Origin of the sequence: Pseudomonas sp. ADAK18, from assembly GCF_012935695.1 — a bacterium.
Taxonomy (GTDB): Bacteria; Pseudomonadota; Gammaproteobacteria; order Pseudomonadales; family Pseudomonadaceae; genus Aquipseudomonas.
Map to the genome: position 1 here is coordinate 3,274,759 of NZ_CP052859.1, position 19,846 is coordinate 3,294,604.

Consider the following 19,846-nt stretch of genomic DNA (forward strand, 5'->3'; position numbering starts at 1 on the left):
ATCAAAAACTTTCCAGACATGGACCTGTACTTTAGTGCGGGTTCGGATTTTATTATTTGATGCTAATTGAACAACTTGCCGCCTGTACCTAGATACAGTTGTCCTCCCCAGACAGTTACGACAAATTATGCCGGGCAGTGGTTAAGCCTTATATGACGTCTCAGCGATGCAATCTTCAATGCTGGACGATTGCTCAAAGTATGGCGTCAAGGCTTGCACTTGCGAGTGCCTCCGCTTGCCTATATCGCCGAGCATGCCATTAGCCGTCTGAGTCTCTGGATCAGGCTTCTTTACGCTGCGTGGCATCTTCAGTCAAGACATCGAAACAGGGAAGATCATGGAACAGTCCGCCTCTTCAGAACCCCGCCGGGTCGTTGTAACCGGTTATGGCGCAATCTGCTCGCTTGGCCAGAATGTCGACGCCATCTGGGACGCAATGATGGATTACCAAGTCGGTTACCGTCAGCACAGCTTCGACGATCCGAGCATCCATGCACGTTATTTTGGTTTTATTGATGACTTCGGCCGTGAAGCAATGCGTCCGTTTTCGAAGAAAATTTCCAAGATGTTGCCACTATTCGCCAAATACAGCCTGGTGGCCACCCACGAAGCGCTCCGTATGGCCTTCGGTGATACGCCTCTGGATGACGTCGTGTCGCCCTTTGATCGCGGCGTGATCCTCGGCACCGGTTGGGGTGGGCTCGACACCGCCAACTGTAATAACAACGAATACCGTGAGCACGGCATATCCACTTCCTTCGCCACCGTCATGTCGATGTGCAATGCCGCTACCGCCGGTATCACCATGAACTGGAACATGCGTGGCATCCAGAACAGCCCGGTTGCCGCCTGTGCCACAGGCACCATCGCCATTGGCGAGGCGTACGAGGCAATTCGCTGCGGCCGCGCCAACATGATGATTGCCGGTGGCAGTGAATCCTTGAAAGAGCAGTTCAACGTCTGGTCGGTGGATGTCATTCAGGCCTTGAGCAAAGAGCAGGAAAACCCTCGCCTGGCCTGTTGCCCGTTCAGTAAGGGACGCAGCGGTTTCGTGCTCTCCGAGGGCGCGGCGGTACTTTGCCTGGAAGACTATGAGTCGGCCCGGGCGCGTGGCGCGCAGATACTCGGAGAAATCACTGGCTACGCCAACTATTCCGACGCCTACGACATGACGGCCCCGGCCGAAGACATGCAGGCACGGGTGCGGGTGATCAATTCCGTGTGCAAGCAGGCAGGCGTACAGGCCTCGCAGATCGACTACGTCAACCTGCACGGCACCTCGACACCGCTCAACGATGTCAACGAAACCCGCTCGATCAAGCTGGCCCTGGGGGACGCCGCCTATGGCATTCCTATGTCCAGCACCAAGTCCTACACCGGCCACCTGATCGGTGCCGCCGGTTCCATGGAAGCGATCTTCTGCCTCAAGGCCATGGCTCGCGGCACCATCCCGGCGACTATCCATATGGATGAGGCCGATCCCGAGTGTGACCTCAACTACGTGCCCAACGAGCACCTGCATGGGCAAAGCCTGAACAATGTGCTGAACCTGAGCTTCGGCTTCGGTGGCGCCAACGCCGGCATCATGCTGCGCAAGGTGGTCTGATCATGCAGCTGCAATTCGGAGCCGAGCAGATCGAGGCCTGGGCCGGCCTCTCCGGTGATCGCAACCCGATTCACTTCGACCGTGAGGCTGCGCGCCGCATGGACGCGGCCGATGTGGTGGTACACGGCATGCTCGCGTTGCTGCCGATCAAGCACCACATGGGGCGTGTCAATCAGGTACTGCCCCAGGAGTGGATGCAGTTCAAGGCGCTGCTCAAGGCGCCGGTATTGCGCGATAGCCCGGTAGCCCTGTCGACCCGTGAGCGCAGCAACAGCACCGGATTCAAGCTGCACTCAAGCGCGGGTGACAGTGAGCACGTAATTGGCCATGTCCGTACCGTCGAGGCGCCGGTCTGGTTATCCACAACCCCGGGCTTTCTGCTGGCCCGCGACGAGGTCACGGCCTGGCTCGCGCAGTTTCGCGATGAAGTGGGCAAAGGCTTGGATGATTGGGTGGCGCTTGATGCGCTGATCTTTTCCCACTTCATTCGCAACCATCTGGGCGTGATCTTCGATTGCCTGTCCCCGCAGTTTCGTCAACAAAAGCGGCCGAACCGGCTTGAGGACCTGTCGGATCACCTGGTGGTGCAGACCAGCCACCAGATCACCTTTTGCACCTCGCTGCGCTCGCTGGACGAGTTGCAGACCGATATTCGCTGTGAGATCGACAACATCACCCTGATCGAAAGCCCCGGCAAAGCCGTGGGCACCCTTGATCTGGGCGTGCATGTCAATGATTGCCACGTAATGACCATCACCCTCGGGCTGATGGCAAAAACACTTTCAACCCACCAAGGAGCTGTGCAATGACCACCGTAAATGACGTATTTGATGTTGTTCGTAACCTGATTCTGGAACTCAAGGATGTCGACGAAAACGATGTGACGTTGGATACCAACATCGAATCGATGGAGCTCGACAGCCTGGACTTCGTCGAGATGCAGGTCGTGGTGCAGAAGAAGATCGGCCAGGCGCTGGATCCCGATTCGTTCGCCAGCCGCAAGATCGCCACACTGCGCCAGCTGTGTGAATTCGTGGTCGAGCTCAAGGCCTCGGCCGCCGTCCCTGCCTGACTGGCAGCTTTACAGTTACGGATAGGAGCAGGGGAATGTCCAAGCAGACCAATGGTGTGCTCACCATTTCAAAGGCAAGGGAGTCGAAGGTCCGTAAGCTGTGTGAGGTCTCGCACCACAAGACCATGGACCATGCAACCGTACTGCCCTGGGACCAGGAGGTCGATCGCCATCTGTACCCTAAAAACCCCGACCATCTGTGGGTCAACGGCACGCGTTTCTGTGAAGGCCTGAGCGATGCGCAGAAGCTGGAGTTGGCCTGGCTGGAAACGGGCCGTGATATCTCCATGTTCATCTGGCTGGAGCAGACCATTCCGGCGCTGTACATGGGTTATGTCACTCAGTTCCACGACAGCATCTCCCAGGACCTGCAGGAGTACCTGATGATCTTCTCCAAGGAGGAGATCGTTCATACGCTGACGTTCAAGCGCTTCATGGTCAAGGCCGGCCTGCAATTGTGGGAGCCACCGGTGGGTCTCTATGAACTGCTGACCGTGACGCTGCCGAAAATGGAACCCGCTGTGGGCGTGCTGTTCACCCTGCTGATCGAGTGGGTAGCGGAAATGGGCGCGATGCACACCTCCCAGGGCACGGGCATCGAGCCGATGACCCGTACCCTGTTTCGTGAGCATCACCATGACGAGGCCCGGCATATCGCCTTCGGGCGCTGGATCAGCGAATCGTTCTTTGAGACGGCCAGCCCACAAGCCATTGCTCAGGTGAAAGCCATGAGTCGCCAAATCATTCCGGTACTGGTCGACATGTTCACCTACAACCCGCAAATCGCCTTGCACACTTCGTTCGAGTTTCCGATTGCGGTGGATGACAAGGAGAAGATTGAGGAGGTCTGGCGCTCGGCCCATAACGCCCAGCTCAATGACATGCGCTTTGCCGAGATCTACGCCTGGGTCGACAAACTGGGGTTGCGCCAATGAGCCACTCGCAGTGGGACGCGATCTTCGTCGGTGCCGGGATTACCAGCCTGGCCTGTGCGGCAATGTTGGTCAAACGTGATCCCGGGGTGCGCTTGCTGATGGTCGACAAGCATATTGTCGTCGGCGGGTATGCCTCCACGTTCAGCCGGCCGAAACAGGAAGCGGTGTTCGACTGCAGCCTGCACAAGCTCAGTGGCATGGCCGAGGGCGGCAACCTGATCCGTATCCTGCGTAATCTGGGGCTGGAAGAGACACTGGACCTGGTCTATCCCCAGGATTACTTCTGCGCCTACCAGGACGGCACGGCGTTACCGCTGGCCAATGATGCGCAGGGTGCGCAACAGCAATTGGCCGGGCGTTTTCCCCATCAGGCCGAGGCCATTGCGACCTTTTTCGAGCACGTTGGAACGTATGGGCGTAACGGTTACTACCAGTTCCAGATGATGGACGGCACCTTTGAGCCGGACATGACGCAGTTGCGTTTCGCCCATCGCAACCTGAAGCACAAGACGGTGCGTCAGGCGCTGCATGAGCTGTTCGACGACCCGTACCTGATCGAAATCCTGGCGGCACCGGGCATCTACGTCGGTGGTTACTCGGAAGACCTGGGCTACCTGTACTACTTGCATGTGGTGTACGCCACGCTCAACCGTGGCAATGCCTATGTCAGGGGTTCCTCCCAGCACCTGTCCAACCTGCTGGCGCAGCAGATTGAACAAGCCGGTGGGCAGATCCTGCTCAGTACCCGTGTCGATGGCGTGCTCACCGATGGCCAAGGCAATGCCACCGGCATCAACACCAATCGCGGCGTATTCCATTCCTCACGGGTGTACATCAATGCTTCACCGCATTACGCAGTGCAGCACTTGTTTGGGGCGGATGTGGAACTGACGGCCACCCGGGAAAAACTCACCGCGCTGAAACCTGCACGCTCGACCACCACGGTGTACCTGGTGACCGACGTACCACCGGAACAGCTGGGCCTGCATCACAGCGAGTCGATGCTGTTCTCCAGTGATTCATCGGCGGGCGCCGAGCTACGCATGGCCGCCGAACTCAGCGGTTATGAGGCATCGCTCAGTGAACGGGCGTTCTGGGAAATGTCGCCGATCGAGGTCACCAACTATCACGCGCTGGACCCGGCGGCGGGGATGGTTGTGTGTATCAACGTGCTCGACTCGATCGCCCACTGGCCGCAGCGTCGAACTGCGGACTATCGCGCCAAGAAACAGCGGGCCAGCGAAACTCTGGTTGAACGTCTCTTGAGCCAGGTCCCGGGGCTGCGCGGGCATGTGCTGCATACCGAGGTTGCCACACCCCACACCTATGTGCGCTTCACCAACAACACAGACGGTTCGGGCTATGGCGCTATGGTGGGCACCGACCTCAAGGGCCATGTGTTCCATCACGGCTTCCCGGTGCAAGGCGTGCAGTTTCTCAGCGCCTGGGTGGCCGGTCCCAGTTATGAAGCCGCATTCGGTTATGCCGAGATGAAGGCCCGGCAATGGAAGCGAGCATGAGCAGACACGAAAAATCGCCCGGTTGGTTGGGGAGCACGATGTCCAAGCTGTTCATTCGGGTCATGTTTCGCCAGGTACAGGGCTGGAAGAGCGAGGTGCCCAGTCGTGCGGCGGGCTTTGTCGAAGTTGCGCGCGATGGTAGCCGGCTGGAGGGGGCATCGTTGCGCACCAGCGTCATGCACCCTCGAGGCGTGGTGCTCTTGTGTCATCCGTTCCTCAAGTACGGCATGCATTACTTTTTCGAGAACAAACTGGATCAGGCGTTTCTCGAGCAGGGCTATCACGTGGTTGCCTTCAACTTCAAAGGCTTCGGCCGCAGCACCATCGGCGGCCCTGCATTTGCCGACGATGTGCTGGCGATTGCCCGGCGAGTGTCGCGGGACAATCCCGGCCTGCCCATCCACCTGATGGGCTGTTCGTTTGGCGGTTATCACCTGTCCCATGCCCTGGCGCGGGATGCCACGCCCTTCACCTCGGCGGTGCTGGACAGTGTGCCGATCTCGATGCTCAGCTACTTCACCCACGGGCCGCTGCGACTGGTCATGCGCTGGATCAGCGGCAGCCGTCTGGCAGTACCCACGGGGACCTGTGCCATCGATCACTCGCTACGGGGCGTGCGCCACCTACCCATCGCCTATTTCTACGGGCTCAACGACCGCTTTATTCCAGAGGCCGGTGTGGCGCAACTGCGCCGAGCGTGCAAGGCGCTGCATGTGGTCGGTTTTGAGGGCTGCAGGCACTTGGAAAACCATAAGAAACATCGAGATCGCTACCTCGAGGAAATCTTCGATTTCTTCAGTCGTGCGCAAGCTGCAAAAACCGTCGTGCCGGCGTAACCACGGCAGGGACCATCAGACTAAAGGATCTATGTCATGGATGTTCAACAGGCTTCAAACGGTAAATGGGTACTGGTCAGTGGCGGCAGTCGCGGCATTGGACGTGCACTGGTTTCGGCCTTGGCACGGGAAGGGTATCGGGTCGCTTTCACCTATCAGTCTTCGGCTGACGCAGCCTTGCAGCTGGAACGGGAAGTAGAGGCCAGCGGTGGCTGGGCCCGGGGGTACGCCTGTGACGGGCGCGACCACGCTTCGGTCGAGGCGGTGTGTGCACAACTGGTGGAGACCCTTGGCGAGCCTTACGGCTTGATCAACAACATGGGGGTGACCGGTGACCAACTGTTGTTCAAGTTCGATATCGAGCGTTACCGCGATGTGGTCGCGACCAACCTCGATTCAGCGGTGTATTTCAGTAAATGCCTGGCACCGGCGATGGCCGCAGAGCGTCGCGGCAAAATCTTGCACATGTCCTCCGTCAGTGGGCTCAAGGGCAACAAGGGACAGTTGGGTTATTCCGCGACCAAGGCGGCAATGATCGGTATCACCAAGACCATGGCACTGGAGTTGGCGCGCTTCAAGATCACCGTCAATGCCATCGCCCCAGGTTTCATTGCCACGGAGATGGTCGAGCAGATCGCCGCCCCGGTACGCAAGTCGATCACCGACACCATCCCCCTCAAGCGCTTCGGTGAAGTTCGTGAAGTGGCGGCCTTGGCCAGTTTTCTGCTGTCGAACCAGGCCGACTACATCACCGGCCAAACATTCGTGATCGATGGCGGCCTGACGGCCTGATTCAGTCGTGCGGACCTGGCCGCGGCACCAGGAAATCCTGAGTGGCGAATTCCCAGTCAAACCAGACTTTACGAGACTCACCATGACCTATGTAGTGACTGACAACTGCATTCAATGCCGCCATACCAACTGCGTCGATATCTGCCCCGCAGATGCGTTCCATCTGGGACCCAACTTTATCGTCATCAACCCACAGGAGTGCGTCGACTGTGGCTTGTGCCTGCCCGAGTGTCCGGAGGAAGCCATTGCGCCCGAGAACCGGCTCGATGACAGCAACCGCCATTTCATCGAACTCAACGCAGAACTGGTCAAGCACTGGCCGGTGATCCTGCAGCGGATTCCTCCACTGGCTGATCACGAACACTGGAGCCACAAGCCGAACAAGCTGCCCTACCTGGTACGTGAAATCGAGGCGGTTGAACTGGCCGCAACCACCAACTGACCCATACCGGGCATGATGCTCACCGTGACGGACTGACATTAAGGAGCAATGGAGTGGCAAACGAATACAACTTGGCACTGGTGATCGGCGCGGGGCTCAGTCTGCTGGCGGCCCTGATGCATGTCGGGGTGATCCTGGGCGGGCCTGCCTGGTATCGCTTGTTTGGCGCTGGCGACCGCATGGTGAATGCGGCCGAGGCCGGTCGGCGGTTTCCCGCAGTGATCACGGCGGGGATTGTCCTGGTGCTCGCCGCCTGGACAGCGTATGCCCTGTCGGGTGCCGGGGTGATCGCCCCCCTGCCCCTGCTGCTTCCGGCGCTCTGCGCGATCACCCTGATCTACCTGGTGCGTGGCCTGCTGGGGCCGTTCCTCCTGCTAGGTACTGCTGGGCGCAGTGTTCGCTTCATTGTGGTCAGCTCGGTGACTTGCCTGGTTTATGGGCTGGTGCATCTGTTCGGGCTGGTACAAGTTTGGGGACACTTGGCCTAATGGCAAGCGCAAAATTGCCGATGCTCACTCATGCGCGCTCTTCAAGCCGGTAACGCAAGAAACGATGCCCGGCAGAAAACAGCCGACGGTAGGTGAGCAACACGGCACCTACCGTCCCCAACGCCGACGACGCGGCGATCAGGAACATGATCACGATCTGGTAACGCACCGCGTCCACCGGGCTCTCTCCCGCCAAGACCTGGCCGGTCATCATGCCCGGCAAGCTGACAATACCCACCACGGCCATCTGGTTCAGGGTCGGGATCATCCCCGCACGCACGGCCTGGCGAATGGCATCCTGCGCCGCCTCCCAGCGTGAGCCACCCAGGGCCAGGATCATCTCGATATTGTTACGCCCCGACGTCAATTCCTGGGTCATGCGCTCGATGCCCAGGGAGACGCCCGTCAGCGTGTTGCCCAGAATCATCCCGAGAATGGGGATCGCATACTGCGGCTCATACCAGGGATGGATACGGATAATCGCGAACAAGCCCACCGCAGTGACCAGCCAGGAGCTGCCCCACACCGATACAATGCTGTCGACGCGCTGCCCCGCATACGTACGCTTGCCACGCCCCGCCGCCGAGATGCCAGCGATCAAGGTCATCAGGCACATCAGCGGCAGTACCACATACCAATAGGCGAACTCGAACACCCACCCCAACAGGTAACCAATCGCCAGCAGTTGCACCACCGTGCGGACGGCGGCCCAGATCAACTGGCGTTCCAGGCCCAGTCGCAACAGCAGCGACAGCGCGCCGTTGATGAGTATCAGCGAGGCGGCGATGCCCATGTCCAGGGCAGACAGGTTTTGATAGTTCATGGCTGGACGGCTCCGCTCAGCACACCAGCGTCCATGTGCAACCACGTGGTACTCATGCGCTGGGCCTGCTCATGGTCGTGGGATACCCAGATATAAGCATGGGCCGAGCCCTTGCCGAACCAGGCGTTGATCAGGGCCTCGACGTCGCGTGAAGAGGCAGGGTCGAGGGCAGCGGTAGGTTCGTCCAACAGCAGCACATCCGGGTCCAGTTGGAGGGTGCGGATCAGCGAGGCAATCTGCGATTCACCTCCCGACAAGTCACCCGCGCTTTTTGACAAAAAGTCCGGCGCTTTTCCCGCATGGGCCAGCAACGTCTTTACCGCGTCCAGATCAAAACTCAAATGCTGCAAGGTCTTGAGGGTGTAGGGAAACCGCAGGTTGTCTTCCACCGTACCTTCGAGCAACGCCGGCCGTTGCGAGAGGTAGCAGATACGGCTGCGGTACTTGGGTATCTGCGCATTGGGTATAGGCTGGTTATGCCAGAGGATTTCGCCCGAGGTCGGCGCATCCAGCAAGGCGAGCGCCCTGAGGAACACACTTTTGCCGGAGCCGGACGCGCCGGTAATCGAGATACGATCTGCGCTACGCAACGTGAAGTCAGTGGCCTGCAGCAGTTGAGCCTGGCGACGCTCATCCATGCGAGTGAGTGCCTTGGTTTCAATCAATGGGTAATCAGTGCCCGTCATGGACGCGGTCCTCTGGAACGGCTTGCAATCAATACGCTGCTGGCTATATTCCCCCGCAAGGCACCCTCTACGCCACCCTCCACTGAAAGGGCTGCGCCCAGTATCACAAAGGTCTGGGCTTTGACGGTGATTCCTACCGGGTATGGCGTGACGACAGTCTCTAAAGCAGAGGTATCCGCACAACTTCGACGACCTGGCTTTCTGTAGCCGCTGCCGAGGCACGAGGCTGCGATGCGTGTCCGCAGGACCGCCCTCGGGGTCTGCTGCGCAGCCCATCGCAGCCTCGTGCCTCGGCAGCGGCTACGGGATTCGGGATTCGGGATTCGGGGTCAGAGTTCGGAGTTCGGGTTCGGAGTTCGGGATTCAAGGGCTTAGCGTTTCACTTCACCCATTGATCAGACGCACTGCTGCCCGACATCGCAAAACACTGCGATGTCGGGCAGAACCTGGCTCAGGGTTTGAGTTCGAACAACGCAGGCATCGGCGGCCATTCGGAAGGAACCTTGCGGAAATGGCTGAAGCCCGCAACTTCAGCCATTGCCCGTGCACGGTTCTCGCCCATGAACGCCCCCAACCCCGCACCGCCGTGGGACAGCGAACACGTCATGCAATAGAGGGTGCTCTGCGGGTACATCACCCGACCGAACAGGTTCATGTTCTCGTGCAGGTCCTCGGAGAGGTTGAGTTCCACCATGAGGTAGGTACCGTTGTCGGCGGTCGAGGCGCGCAAGTCCTTCATCATTTGCTGCGGATCGGTCGCATCGTGGATCACCACGAAGGTGGTCACGAAGTCGAACTTCTTGCCCACGAGCGCATCGGAATCGCTGACCTCGAACTGCACCCGATCACCGACCCCGGCAGCCTCGGCGTTTGCCCGCGCACGCTCGATGGAGGGCAGGTGGAAATCGCTGCCATACACCCGGGCCTCGGGGTAAGCCAGGGCCATGGTGATCGCGGCCAGGCCGCTGCCGCAGCCAAAATCAATCACACTGCCCCCTGCCCTGAGCTTTTCCTCGACGCCATCCAGCGACGGGATCCAGTGCTGGACAAGAAAGTGCTTGTACCAAGGCATGGTCATGCGCTCCATGCCCTCCCAGGTCTCAATCGGGAACGCTTCTTCCGGGCAGCCGCCACCGTTGCGGAAGGCCTCGATAACCCTGGGGGCCATGCTCACGAACGGCACGCTCAACTGGATGATCCCACCGGCAAAATAAGGTGAATCCTCATCCGCGAGCACGGGGACAAATTCAGGCGGCATCCGATAACGCTTGGTTTCCTGATCATAGGCCACGTAATTGCCGGTCACCATGCTGCCCAGCCATTCGCGCAGATAACGCGCATTGAGATTGGTCTGCTGCGCCAGTTCCTCCAGGGTGACCCACTCGCAGTGGGCAAGCGCTTTGAACAAACCCACTTGGTCGCCGATGTAGAGCATCGCGCCCCGCAGCGTGTTGCCGTAATCCTCCATGATTCGTGCAGAAAATTGCTTGACCTTCGCCGTATCCATCTCGATAGCCTTCGACATTTGCTTCTCCATTATTATTTTCAGTACGGCCGCCTGTAGCGGCTGATCTTTCATTTATGACGGCTGTTTACCCTGGCCAGCACGTTGTCGACGATCTGCTCAGACATCCCAAGGTGGGTCCTGGGTTCGAACAGCCGAGCCAGTGCGCCCTCCTCCATGGCAGCGATGACCCGTGGATCGGATTCGATCGCCGTGCGGATCGACACCCGGTCTCGTTGGCACGCCTGGGAGACCTCATAGATAATTTCGTACGCGCTGCTCTTGCCGAGCTTTCTCGCCATTTCGAACACCACGGCCTCGGTGCAGATGGCATCGCCAAAGGCGTGTGCGTTGCACTCCATCCGCTTGTCGTTGACCGTGAGCCCGTTGATCGTCTCCGTCACCAGCGAGAGCGCCATCAACGCGTAGTGGGAAACATCCGCCACCGCACACCACTCCAGGCGGGTCCCTCGGTAATCCCGTTCGTGCTCCAGGATCATGGCGTCCAGCGCGAGCATCACCTGTGCCTTGGCCAAGCGAGCGAGTACCACCACCTGCTCGCATCCTTCCGGGTTACGTTTGTGGGGCATCGTGCTGCTGCCGATCTGCTCCGCGGTCCAGCCAACCTCCACCTCGCCGATTTCCCAGCGGTTCAAGGTACGGATTTCATCCGCCACACGGGCCAGGGACGCGGTCACCATTGCCAGTGCGCTCACGAACTCGGCAACCCGATCGCGGGCGACGTGCCAGCCGGCCAGTGGCGCCTCCAGAGACAACCTGCGTGCGAAGCCATCCAGCAGGTTCATGGCTTCGGGGCCAAAGGCGGCCATCGTGCCAACGCCACCAAACAACTGCACCACCAGGACTCGCTTACGCGCTTCACCCAGGCGTTCGCGATGCCGCAGCATCTCATCGATCCACCCTGCCACTTTCAGCGCAAAGGTCGTGGGCAACGCCGGAATCGAGTGTGTCCTGGCGACCATCAGCGAGTTGCGGTGCGCGTTCGACAGTGCGGTGAGTTTCTGCAGCAGGATATCGAGCGAGTGATCCATCGCATCCAGCACGTCACGCATCTCGAGCGACTGGGCCGTATCCTGAATGTCCTGGGTGGTGGCGCCGTAGTGAACGTACTCACGAGCACTCGCACTGCAGTTTTTCTGCAACGCGCTCAAGAGCGGCATCAGCGAATGCCCGGTGGCAGCCACTCCAGCGGCGATCTGGTCCAGGCTCATGCCCGAGAGTTTCGCGGCGCGCGCAATCTCGAGCGCGGCCTGCCGCGGAATGATGTTGACGTCGGCTTGAGCCAGGGCAAGCGCGGCCTCCACGTCAAGCCAGCGCTGCAGGCGACAGTGACTGCAGAAGATCTTCCGGGAGATGGGGCCTGCATAGCCTCCACCGTGAATTTTCGAGTCCATAATGTGGCTGTGTTCGTGCAGACAATCTTCTTCCTTGGCTCGAACGGCCTTGTTTTTTTCTGGACGTGCGGTGCGAGAAGAATGGGCTACAACTTTTAACGATTGCGATTCCATCACATATCCTCCATCACAAGCTGAGACTGACTGGGATTTCTTTCCATGTTGACTGCCCATCTCAAAGGTCACCCTTTGAAGTGGGGTGTACGTTATTGCGGGCGACCCGATCGACCATGTCCGCCGCCAGCCCGACATAGGTGGCAGGGTTGAGCAGATCTTCGAGTGCCTGTGACGTGAAGCAACCACGCAGGCGTTCGTCCTGGAGCAACGCGTCCCGAAACGAGAGCGCGTTTTGCCGGGCGTGCAGAGAGACTTCGTGTACGAGTTCATGCGCTGTCTGCTTACCGAACTGAGCACTCAGCGCCAGCATCACCCGCTCCGACAGAATCAGGCCGCCCAGCAGGTCAAGGTTGCTGCGCATCCGCTCCTCTCGGATGTCCAGCCCGACCGTTAATACTTCCTCCATGCGGGTGAGCAGCGCACCTGCGTAGATGAAGAGCTCCGGCAAGGCAGCCCATTCGATACGCCAGGTCGTGCCGTCACGCTCGTGCAACTGAAACGCAGCGTCGGTGAGCGCAACCATCTGTGCCCGGACCAGACGTGACAACGCGCTGATCAAATCGACCGTCGACGGATTTTGCTTGTGGGGCATCGTGCTGCTGCCCACCTGACCCGGCCGAAACCCCTCGCGAACCTCGTCGATTTCGGTGCGTTGCAGGTGGTAGATTTCGTTGGCGACACGCCCAAGCGTCAGCGAGGTTTGGACCAGCAGCCAGGCGGCCTCCAAAATCCGGTCCCGTGCGCAATGCCAACTGGTTAACGGGGCGCCAAGCCCGAGACTGGCCAGCGTTCGCTGCTGGATCTCGAAGCCCTGTGCACCGAACGACGCCATGGTGCCCACAGCGCCCGTCAGATTGCCCACCATCACCCGTGCATACGCCTCGTCAAAGCGCTCCAGGTGCCGGTCTATCTCATCGATCCAAACCGCGACCTTGTAACCGAACGTCGTAGGCAGCGCCTGCTGACCATGGGTTCGGGCGACCATCGGCGTGTGCTTGTAACGCTGGGCGAGCACCAGCAGATGCTTGCGGATCGAATGCAATCGGACCAGGACCTGGCCCCACGCGTCCTTGATCTGCAGGATCAGCCCTGTGTCGAGAATGTCCTGGGTGGTCACGCCGTAGTGCACGTACTCACCCCATTCACCCGAACAGGACCTGGCCAGCGCCCGAATGGCGGGAATCAGGATGTGCCCTGTTTCCACGCTCTCCCGGCCCAACCCCTCAAGATCAAACAGCTCCACCTTGGCCACACGCGCAATCTCGCGCGCGGCCTCGTGGGGAATGATGCCCATCTGGGCCTGGACCTGTGCGAGCGCCCGTTCGACATCCAGCCACTTCTGCACCTGATTGGAATCAGAGAAGATCGCTGCGAATTCGGGAGACGAGTAGGCGCCCCCGTAGATACGAGACTCTGTTATATGACTCGGCATGGTCTATGGCTCGTGCAGTCCCAGGGAGTGTCACTTCACGCGTTGCATTTCTTCCCAGACGGCGTCGTAGTAAGCCCTTTCCAGACGGAAGTGCTGCGACAACGAGGTCAGGAACGCGTTCTGGAACCCAGGGTCTGGAATGCGTCGCGAGATAAGCTGCCATTCGCGCTTGGCACGAGGCGGCACGAGACTGATGTGGATCTTGTAATACTCGGCCGCGTCTTCGCTGATGCCGGCCTTGAGCAGCGCGTGGTAGAGCTTCTCGTGATTGCCAGGAACCACCAGCTCGGTGACGTAGAACACTGCAAGGCCCCAGCCGACGTCCGGGTTGCGAAAGCAGCGGGCGCGGTTGTTGAGGTACGCGACTTCCTCGGGCATCGTCGAGATCGCCTGAAAGTCGCCTTCCAGGTCCACGGCATTGAGCAGCTTGGCCAGCAACCGAGGGTGTGAGCGTTGCTCGTCTTCTTCACCCAGTTCACCGTAGAGGTAACGGGCAAGTGCGGCGGCTTCGTCTACATCAATCAGGTTGACCAACAGGTCCGCCGCTTCCCGATACAGGCGAAAGGTTCGGAACCACTGGTGCCGCAGAAATACCTGGAGCTGTGCAGGCGAGGCCTGGCCTGCGAACACATACTGCGACATCGGGTGTTTCTCGCGAGACTGCGAGGAAATTTCTTGCTCAAGCCGCTCCTGGAAACCCGCCTCGGACAAAGGCCTGGAGATATCTGCCGAAGGGATAAAACGCTCTTCCACTCGATAGATGGCATTGGCCAGCCAGCGTCGAGTGAGCGACGTCGCCACATCGTCACTCAGCGAAAGGATATAGAGCAGTTGCTGATACTCGGCGAAGGCCTGGGCATTGCCCTTGTGGGCCGACTCAGTCAGATCGCAAAGCGCTGTGGCCGCCGCTTCAATAGAGGCGGACGAAGCGTTGGAAGCCAGCGCATCAGCGACGCTGCGGGCAGCCTGCGTGTGCAGGCCCTGGAGTTGCTGCAGGGAAAAGTTAGGCGTGTTCATCATGTCTGTTCCTTATTGTTATAGGTGCACTGTGACGGCTCAGGCTGGCTGGCCGGACTGCTCCTGCATCTGCTGCCACAACATATCGAAGTACGCCCGGTTGATTTCGAAGTGGCGCGTCAGCGACTGCATGAACTGGCGCTGGAACGCTGCGCTCGGCGCGAGCTTGGCAATCAGTTCCCACATCTCTTCTGTATCGATCTCGTCCTGTGTGCCGTGCAGGCGATGGAATTCGCTGGGTTCTTCTGGAACCCCCAGGCGCTGCAACAGTTCGTAGATGCGTCGGTGGTTGACGCAACTCACTGACTCCACCGCGTACAGCAGGGCAAGCCCCCACGCGACATCGGTGTGGCGGACACAGCGGATTCGGTTATTGAGGTACGCCTTTTCCAACGGATGGAGCGCGGGGAAATCGACTTGCAGCGGAATATCGAAATACGTCATGAGGTGCGAGAGCAACGCCGGGTGCGAGCGATCAGGTGCCTCAGCCCCGGCCTCGCCATAGAGGTTGCGATAGAACACCGAGGCGTCTTCGATGGCTTCAAAGCGAAACGCGAGTTCTGCCAGCAGGCTGTAGAAGTTGTATGAACGGTTCCAGTGGTGCTGCAGGAAGAATCGCACATCCTCCAGCGGCGGCGACCCCTGGAAAAGATGCACCGACATGGGGTGCTTCACACGGGTTCGCGCGGCAATCTCGGCGTCGACTTTTTCCCGAAACTGATCCACGGGCAGCGCAGAGAAATCAGACAGCGCTGGTGCGAACTCGTCTTCCATTCGATACACCTGGCTCGCCATCCAGCGGCGAGTCGGCTCGGTGCGAGCGTCGCCCGGGATGTGCAGCTCCAGGAGCAGCGACTGGTAGTGCGCGTAGGCTGCCGCATCTCCTGCCAAGCCCTTCGCGGTGAGCGCGAGAACCGCCTCGAGCGCGAGTGTGACTTGGGAGTAAGTTGCGGTGGGTTTCAACGCTGCGGCCAGGAGGGCCGATGCATCATCAGCGGCAGCACACGCCTGGTTGCAGAGATTTTCCGGGTTCACTGCTTCGCGAAAGGTATTGAGCTTATTCATGACGATCTCCTTTGGTGACAAAGGAGATGGAAGGAGTAGCGCTTTTTTTGAGGGCGACAGAAGCCATTGAACCACCTCTTGAGCTTTGTTGTTGTTGTTGAAAAAAAGCTTAAAGGTTCCCGCAATGGCAAGGTCAAGGCCTGTAGGAAATTTCTTTTTATGTGCGAAAGTTTGGCGTTTGCGGGGTTCTGATGGGCATGAGTCACTACCCACCTTTCAGGCTCAATGAATAACCCTGTGGCAAGGGGGCAACCCCTCACCACAAGGTTTGAAGGGGATGTCGGGAAGTTACGCCGCGGGCGCAACGGTGACGAGGAATGGCACGGTGCGTATCTGATCGCCGCCCTTGAACTGAATCCACAACGCATAGCGACCTGCGCGAGGGGGCGTTGCATGCAGCATCAGGTTGGCCGGGAGTGCGGCCCCTTGCGCATCATGTGCGGCGTGGGAGGTGTGGTCGCCTTTGGGAGCATCCGCCCCCATGGCGTGCGCGTGCACATAGGCCAGATCATCAGTGCTCACGAACACCGCATGGGCCGCCACCCCAAGAAAGGGCGCAAGGTCCGTCGCCGGCTTGCCATCTTTCAGGATGGTCAACGTCATCATGCTCTCGGCCCCCGCCTGTAACGACGAGGCATCCAGCTTGACCGTATAAGGTCCGTCAGATCCTTGCGCAGCATTTACCGGCGGCTGGGGCGCGGTCGGACTCGCGGCACCCTCTACCGGTACTTCGAAGCGCACGACCTGTTGGCCGAGCCCCGTCGGCACCGCATCGGCGTAGACATGGTAGGTGCCGGGCTTTGGAAAGTGCATCGTGACCTTGAAGCGCCCGTCCGTCCCAAGCTTGCCCGCATGCTCGTGTACAAAGCTTGAGAAATCGCTGTCGGTCGCCAGCACGTGGAGTTCCTGGGTCAGCTCCTCGTCGAAGTGGGTGATTGGCTTCCCTGTCGCCTTGTCCGTGAACCCGATCAGCAACTCACGTGTGAGCGGCCCGGTCTCCCGGACAACCAATTCGGCAGTGACCTTCTCGGTCACCCCGGGAAGGGCAAAGGCGCCCATGAGGGGCGCCTGCGCCGCGAATGCCGGCAGTGCCGCTGCACCGATCACCGCAGCGCCTACCGCTAAAAGATGCTTGATATCCATGCGACTCGCTCCTCGATCAGTTGTTTATCGCTTCAGGTACCTGCAAGGCCGGGTACCCGGCCTCGCTAAGTGCTGCGAGGAAAGCGCTGTGTTCCAGGGCGCTGTCGACCCGTGCCAAGCGTGTGGGCGGGTCGGTTTCAATCCGCGCTTGCGGGTCGACGCTCAGCAGCGCCTTGGTAACGGATCTGGCGCAACCGCCGCAGGTCATGTTTGGAATGTGGAAACGCAGCATCGTTGATCTCCTGGTGGATGACTGTGTCCGAATAAAATGGTGTTTGACCTCGTGGCAAGGTCAAACACTTTTTATCGCTTCAGCCCAGAATCAATGCTCATTCACCCGCTGTGACTTGGGCCATGCCGCCCCGCTCCCCTGCGTCTCAGTGCGCGCTTCAACCGTCATGGGCGCCTGGAAACGCTTGAGCCGCAGTGCGTTACCCAACACGAAGACACTGGAGAGCGCCATCGCGGCCGCCGCGAAGATCGGCGACAGCAGCGTGCCGTTCACCGGATACAGCGCGCCCGCTGCGACCGGAATCAGCACGGCGTTGTAGGCAAAGGCCCAGAACAGGTTCTGCTTGATGTTGCGGATCGTCGCCTGACTGAGTGCGATGGCATTCGGTACGCCACGCAGATCGCCCGACATCAGCACCACGTCAGCGGCTTCGATCGCCACATCGGTTCCCGTGCCGATGGCCAGCCCTACGTCCGCTTCGGCAAGTGCCGGCGCATCGTTGATACCGTCACCGACGAAGGCGACCCGCGCACCATTGATGCGGAATTTCTTCAGTGCCGCGACCTTACCGTCGGGCAGGACTTCGGCTGCCACTTCGTCGATCCCCAGTTGCTTGGCAATCGCCGCCGCCGTCGCCGCATTGTCGCCGGTGATCATCGCCACCTTGAGTCCCAGTGCGTGCAGCGCCTTGATCGCCTCGGGCGTCGACTCCTTGATCGGATCGGCGACCGCAATCACCGCCGCCAAACGGCCATCAATCGCAGCATAGAGCGGGCTCTTGCCTTGTGCGCCGAGACGCTCGGCGGTGGCCACAAAGCCCTTAACATCCAGACCGAGCTGCGTCATGAACCGGTCTGCGCCGACAGCCACCGTCCGGCCGGCAACCGTGGCCGACACGCCGTAGCCCGGTGTTGCGTCAAAGTCCTCAATAGGCGCGAGCGTGATATCCCGCTGCTTGGCGGCGGCAACGATGGCTTCGGCAATCGGGTGTTCGGAGCGCGTCTCGATGGCCGCGACCAGCGCCAGCACTTCGTTGTATTCAAAGCCTTCGGCGGGAACCAGGTCCGTCAGTTCGGGGCGTCCTTTGGTCAGCGTGCCGGTCTTGTCGAGCGCAATCACGCTCACATCCCGCAGCGCCTGCAAGGCTTCACCCTTGCGAAAGAGCACGCCGAGTTCGGCCGCACGACCTGTGCCAACCATGATCGAAGTCGGCGTGGCCAGCCCCATGGCGCACGGGCAGGCAATAATCAGCACCGCGACCGCATTCACCAGCGCAAAGGTCAGCGCCGGCGCCGGGCCGAAGATCAGCCAGACCAGGAACGTCAGCGTAGCCGCCGCCATCACCGCCGGAACGAACCACATGGTCACCTTATCCACCAGCGCCTGGATGGGCAGCTTGGAACCCTGCGCCTGCTCGACCAGGCGGATGATCTGCGCCAGCACGGTATTGGCGCCGATCTTGGTAACGCGGAAGCTGAAAGCCCCGGTCTTGTTGATCGTGCCGCCGACGACTTCGGCGCCTACCCCTTTGGACACAGGCACCGGCTCGCCGCTGATCATGCTTTCATCCACATAAGAGGCGCCCTCGACCACCTCGCCGTCTACCGGCACCTTTTCGCCCGGACGCACCAGCACGATGTCACCGGTCGTCACCTGATCAAGCGGCACCTCGAGCGTTTCACCGTTGCGCTCCACGCGTGCGGTCTTGGCCTGAAGCCCGACCAGCCGCTTGATTGCCTGCGAAGTTCGCCCCTTGGCGCCCGCCTCCAGCGTGCGGCCGAGCAGGATCAAGGTCACGATCACCGCCGCGGCTTCGAAATAGACGTTGGCGGTGCCTTGCGGCAGTACGTCTGGGATGAAGGTCGCAACCAGCGAATAGCCGTACGCCGCCGCCGTGCCGACAGAAACCAGCGAGTTCATATCGGGAGCGCCGCGCAGCAACGCGGGTACACCTTTGCGGAAAAAGCGCAGGCCCGGACCGAACAGGACCAAGGTGGCGAGCACGAACTGCAGATACCAGCTCGTCTGCTGGCCCAGAACGCCCATCACCCAATGATGCATCGCGGGAATCAGATGCGAACCCATCTCGAGGATAAACACGGGCAAGGTCAGGACGCCGGCAATCAGCAACGAGCGCCGCAGCGCCCGCGTTTCGCCTTCGCGACGCTCGGTGTCCTGATCGCTGGCATTCGCCGTTTCGGCGGACAAGCGCCGGGCGGTATAACCCGCCTGTTGGACCGCAGCTTCAAGGTCGACAATCGAGACAACCCCCGCCAGGTGGCGCACTCGGGCACGCTCGGTCGCCAAGTTGACATTGGCCTCAAGCACGCCAGGCACTTTCGCCAGCGCCTTTTCAACCCGACCCACACACGAAGCGCAGGTCATGTCTTCGATCGCCAGCTCAATGGTCTCTTCACGGACGCTATAGCCGGCGCCCTCGATAGCGCGCACCGCCGCCTGCGGATCGGCCACGCCGCCGAAGGTGATGTCGGCACGCTCGGTGGCGAGATTCACCGCAGCGGTCTGCACGCCGGGGACCGCTTTCAGCGCGCGCTCGACGCGACCAACGCACGAAGCGCACGTCATGCCTTCCACCGGCAGACTCAGACGCGTAGCGGAGGTGGACGGATTGGAGCCTAATTGCTGGGAAACGGAAACCATTGCATTACCCCTTTGAATGTCTCTGTTGAATCAAGCCTAAACCTTCCCTCTTTGGTAAGG

Annotated in this window: 19 protein-coding genes; 9 read left to right on the top strand and 10 right to left on the bottom strand. The window is 60.1% G+C overall.

All coding sequences use genetic code 11. From position 1 onward, the window contains the following. Positions 1-337: 337 nt before the first annotated feature. The 9 genes from HKK55_RS14515 to HKK55_RS14555 all read left to right on the top strand — a co-directional run bounded on the left by HKK55_RS14515 (position 338) and on the right by HKK55_RS14555 (position 7,691). Positions 338-1,606, top strand: coding sequence for a beta-ketoacyl-[acyl-carrier-protein] synthase family protein (locus HKK55_RS14515; protein WP_169355317.1), 1,269 nt, complete (start codon positions 338-340; stop codon positions 1,604-1,606). Between the two features lie 2 nt (positions 1,607-1,608). Next, positions 1,609-2,415, top strand: coding sequence for a MaoC family dehydratase (locus HKK55_RS14520; RefSeq protein WP_169355318.1), 807 nt, complete (start codon positions 1,609-1,611; stop codon positions 2,413-2,415). After that, on the top strand, positions 2,412-2,678 hold the full coding sequence (locus HKK55_RS14525) for a phosphopantetheine-binding protein (RefSeq protein ID WP_169355319.1): 267 nt from the start codon (positions 2,412-2,414) through the stop codon (positions 2,676-2,678). Before HKK55_RS14520 ends, HKK55_RS14525 begins: the two co-directional genes overlap by 4 nt. Before the next feature lie 35 nt (positions 2,679-2,713). Next, positions 2,714-3,613, top strand: a complete 900-nt coding sequence (locus HKK55_RS14530; RefSeq protein WP_169355320.1) for a diiron oxygenase — start codon at positions 2,714-2,716, stop codon at positions 3,611-3,613. Continuing rightward, complete coding sequence (locus tag HKK55_RS14535) at positions 3,610-5,133, top strand: NAD(P)/FAD-dependent oxidoreductase (RefSeq protein WP_169355321.1); 1,524 nt, start codon at positions 3,610-3,612, stop codon at positions 5,131-5,133. The genes HKK55_RS14530 and HKK55_RS14535 overlap by 4 nt, the downstream gene beginning before the upstream one ends. Beyond that, positions 5,130-5,969, top strand: a complete 840-nt coding sequence (locus tag HKK55_RS14540) for an alpha/beta hydrolase (RefSeq protein ID WP_169355322.1) — start codon at positions 5,130-5,132, stop codon at positions 5,967-5,969. The genes HKK55_RS14535 and HKK55_RS14540 overlap by 4 nt, the downstream gene beginning before the upstream one ends. A 36-nt stretch (positions 5,970-6,005) precedes the next feature. Further along, on the top strand, positions 6,006-6,761 hold the full coding sequence (locus HKK55_RS14545; protein WP_169355323.1) for an SDR family NAD(P)-dependent oxidoreductase: 756 nt from the start codon (positions 6,006-6,008) through the stop codon (positions 6,759-6,761). Between the two features lie 82 nt (positions 6,762-6,843). Then, complete coding sequence (fdxA, locus tag HKK55_RS14550) at positions 6,844-7,203, top strand: ferredoxin FdxA (RefSeq protein ID WP_169355324.1); 360 nt, start codon at positions 6,844-6,846, stop codon at positions 7,201-7,203. A gap of 53 nt (positions 7,204-7,256) precedes the next feature. Next, positions 7,257-7,691, top strand: a complete 435-nt coding sequence (locus HKK55_RS14555) for a hypothetical protein (protein ID WP_169355325.1) — start codon at positions 7,257-7,259, stop codon at positions 7,689-7,691. 28 nt (positions 7,692-7,719) lie between these two features. Here the strand turns inward: HKK55_RS14555 and fetB are convergent, their stop codons facing one another. From fetB to HKK55_RS14605, 10 genes are all read right to left on the bottom strand, one after another. Continuing rightward, entirely contained in the window at positions 7,720-8,514 is a 795-nt protein-coding gene (fetB, locus tag HKK55_RS14560) for an iron export ABC transporter permease subunit FetB (RefSeq protein ID WP_169355326.1), read from the bottom strand. Next, on the bottom strand, positions 8,511-9,200 hold the full coding sequence (locus tag HKK55_RS14565) for an ATP-binding cassette domain-containing protein (RefSeq protein WP_237151254.1): 690 nt from the start codon (positions 9,198-9,200) through the stop codon (positions 8,511-8,513). Before HKK55_RS14565 ends, fetB begins: the two co-directional genes overlap by 4 nt. A gap of 451 nt (positions 9,201-9,651) precedes the next feature. Then, the gene (locus HKK55_RS14570) at positions 9,652-10,725 is read right to left on the bottom strand and encodes a class I SAM-dependent methyltransferase (protein WP_169355327.1); all 1,074 of its coding nucleotides are present in this window, start codon (positions 10,723-10,725) and stop codon (positions 9,652-9,654) included. A gap of 50 nt (positions 10,726-10,775) precedes the next feature. Beyond that, positions 10,776-12,233, bottom strand: coding sequence for an adenylosuccinate lyase family protein (locus HKK55_RS14575; protein ID WP_169355328.1), 1,458 nt, complete (start codon positions 12,231-12,233; stop codon positions 10,776-10,778). Between the two features lie 61 nt (positions 12,234-12,294). Continuing rightward, complete coding sequence (purB, locus tag HKK55_RS14580) at positions 12,295-13,668, bottom strand: adenylosuccinate lyase (RefSeq protein ID WP_169355329.1); 1,374 nt, start codon at positions 13,666-13,668, stop codon at positions 12,295-12,297. 30 nt (positions 13,669-13,698) lie between these two features. Next, positions 13,699-14,685, bottom strand: coding sequence for an HOASN domain-containing protein (locus tag HKK55_RS14585; protein WP_169357867.1), 987 nt, complete (start codon positions 14,683-14,685; stop codon positions 13,699-13,701). Between the two features lie 39 nt (positions 14,686-14,724). Continuing rightward, on the bottom strand, positions 14,725-15,750 hold the full coding sequence (locus tag HKK55_RS14590) for an HOASN domain-containing protein (RefSeq protein ID WP_169355330.1): 1,026 nt from the start codon (positions 15,748-15,750) through the stop codon (positions 14,725-14,727). Between the two features lie 288 nt (positions 15,751-16,038). Next, positions 16,039-16,893 carry a hypothetical protein gene (locus HKK55_RS14595; RefSeq protein WP_169355331.1) on the bottom strand — a complete coding sequence of 285 codons (855 nt, stop codon included), beginning with the start codon at positions 16,891-16,893 and terminating at the stop codon, positions 16,039-16,041. 16 nt (positions 16,894-16,909) lie between these two features. Continuing rightward, positions 16,910-17,125, bottom strand: coding sequence for a heavy-metal-associated domain-containing protein (locus HKK55_RS14600; protein WP_169355332.1), 216 nt, complete (start codon positions 17,123-17,125; stop codon positions 16,910-16,912). 90 nt (positions 17,126-17,215) lie between these two features. Continuing rightward, positions 17,216-19,786 (bottom strand): heavy metal translocating P-type ATPase, encoded by a 2,571-nt coding sequence (locus HKK55_RS14605; RefSeq protein WP_169355333.1) that lies wholly within the window; start codon positions 19,784-19,786, stop codon positions 17,216-17,218. Positions 19,787-19,846: the final 60 nt, after the last annotated feature.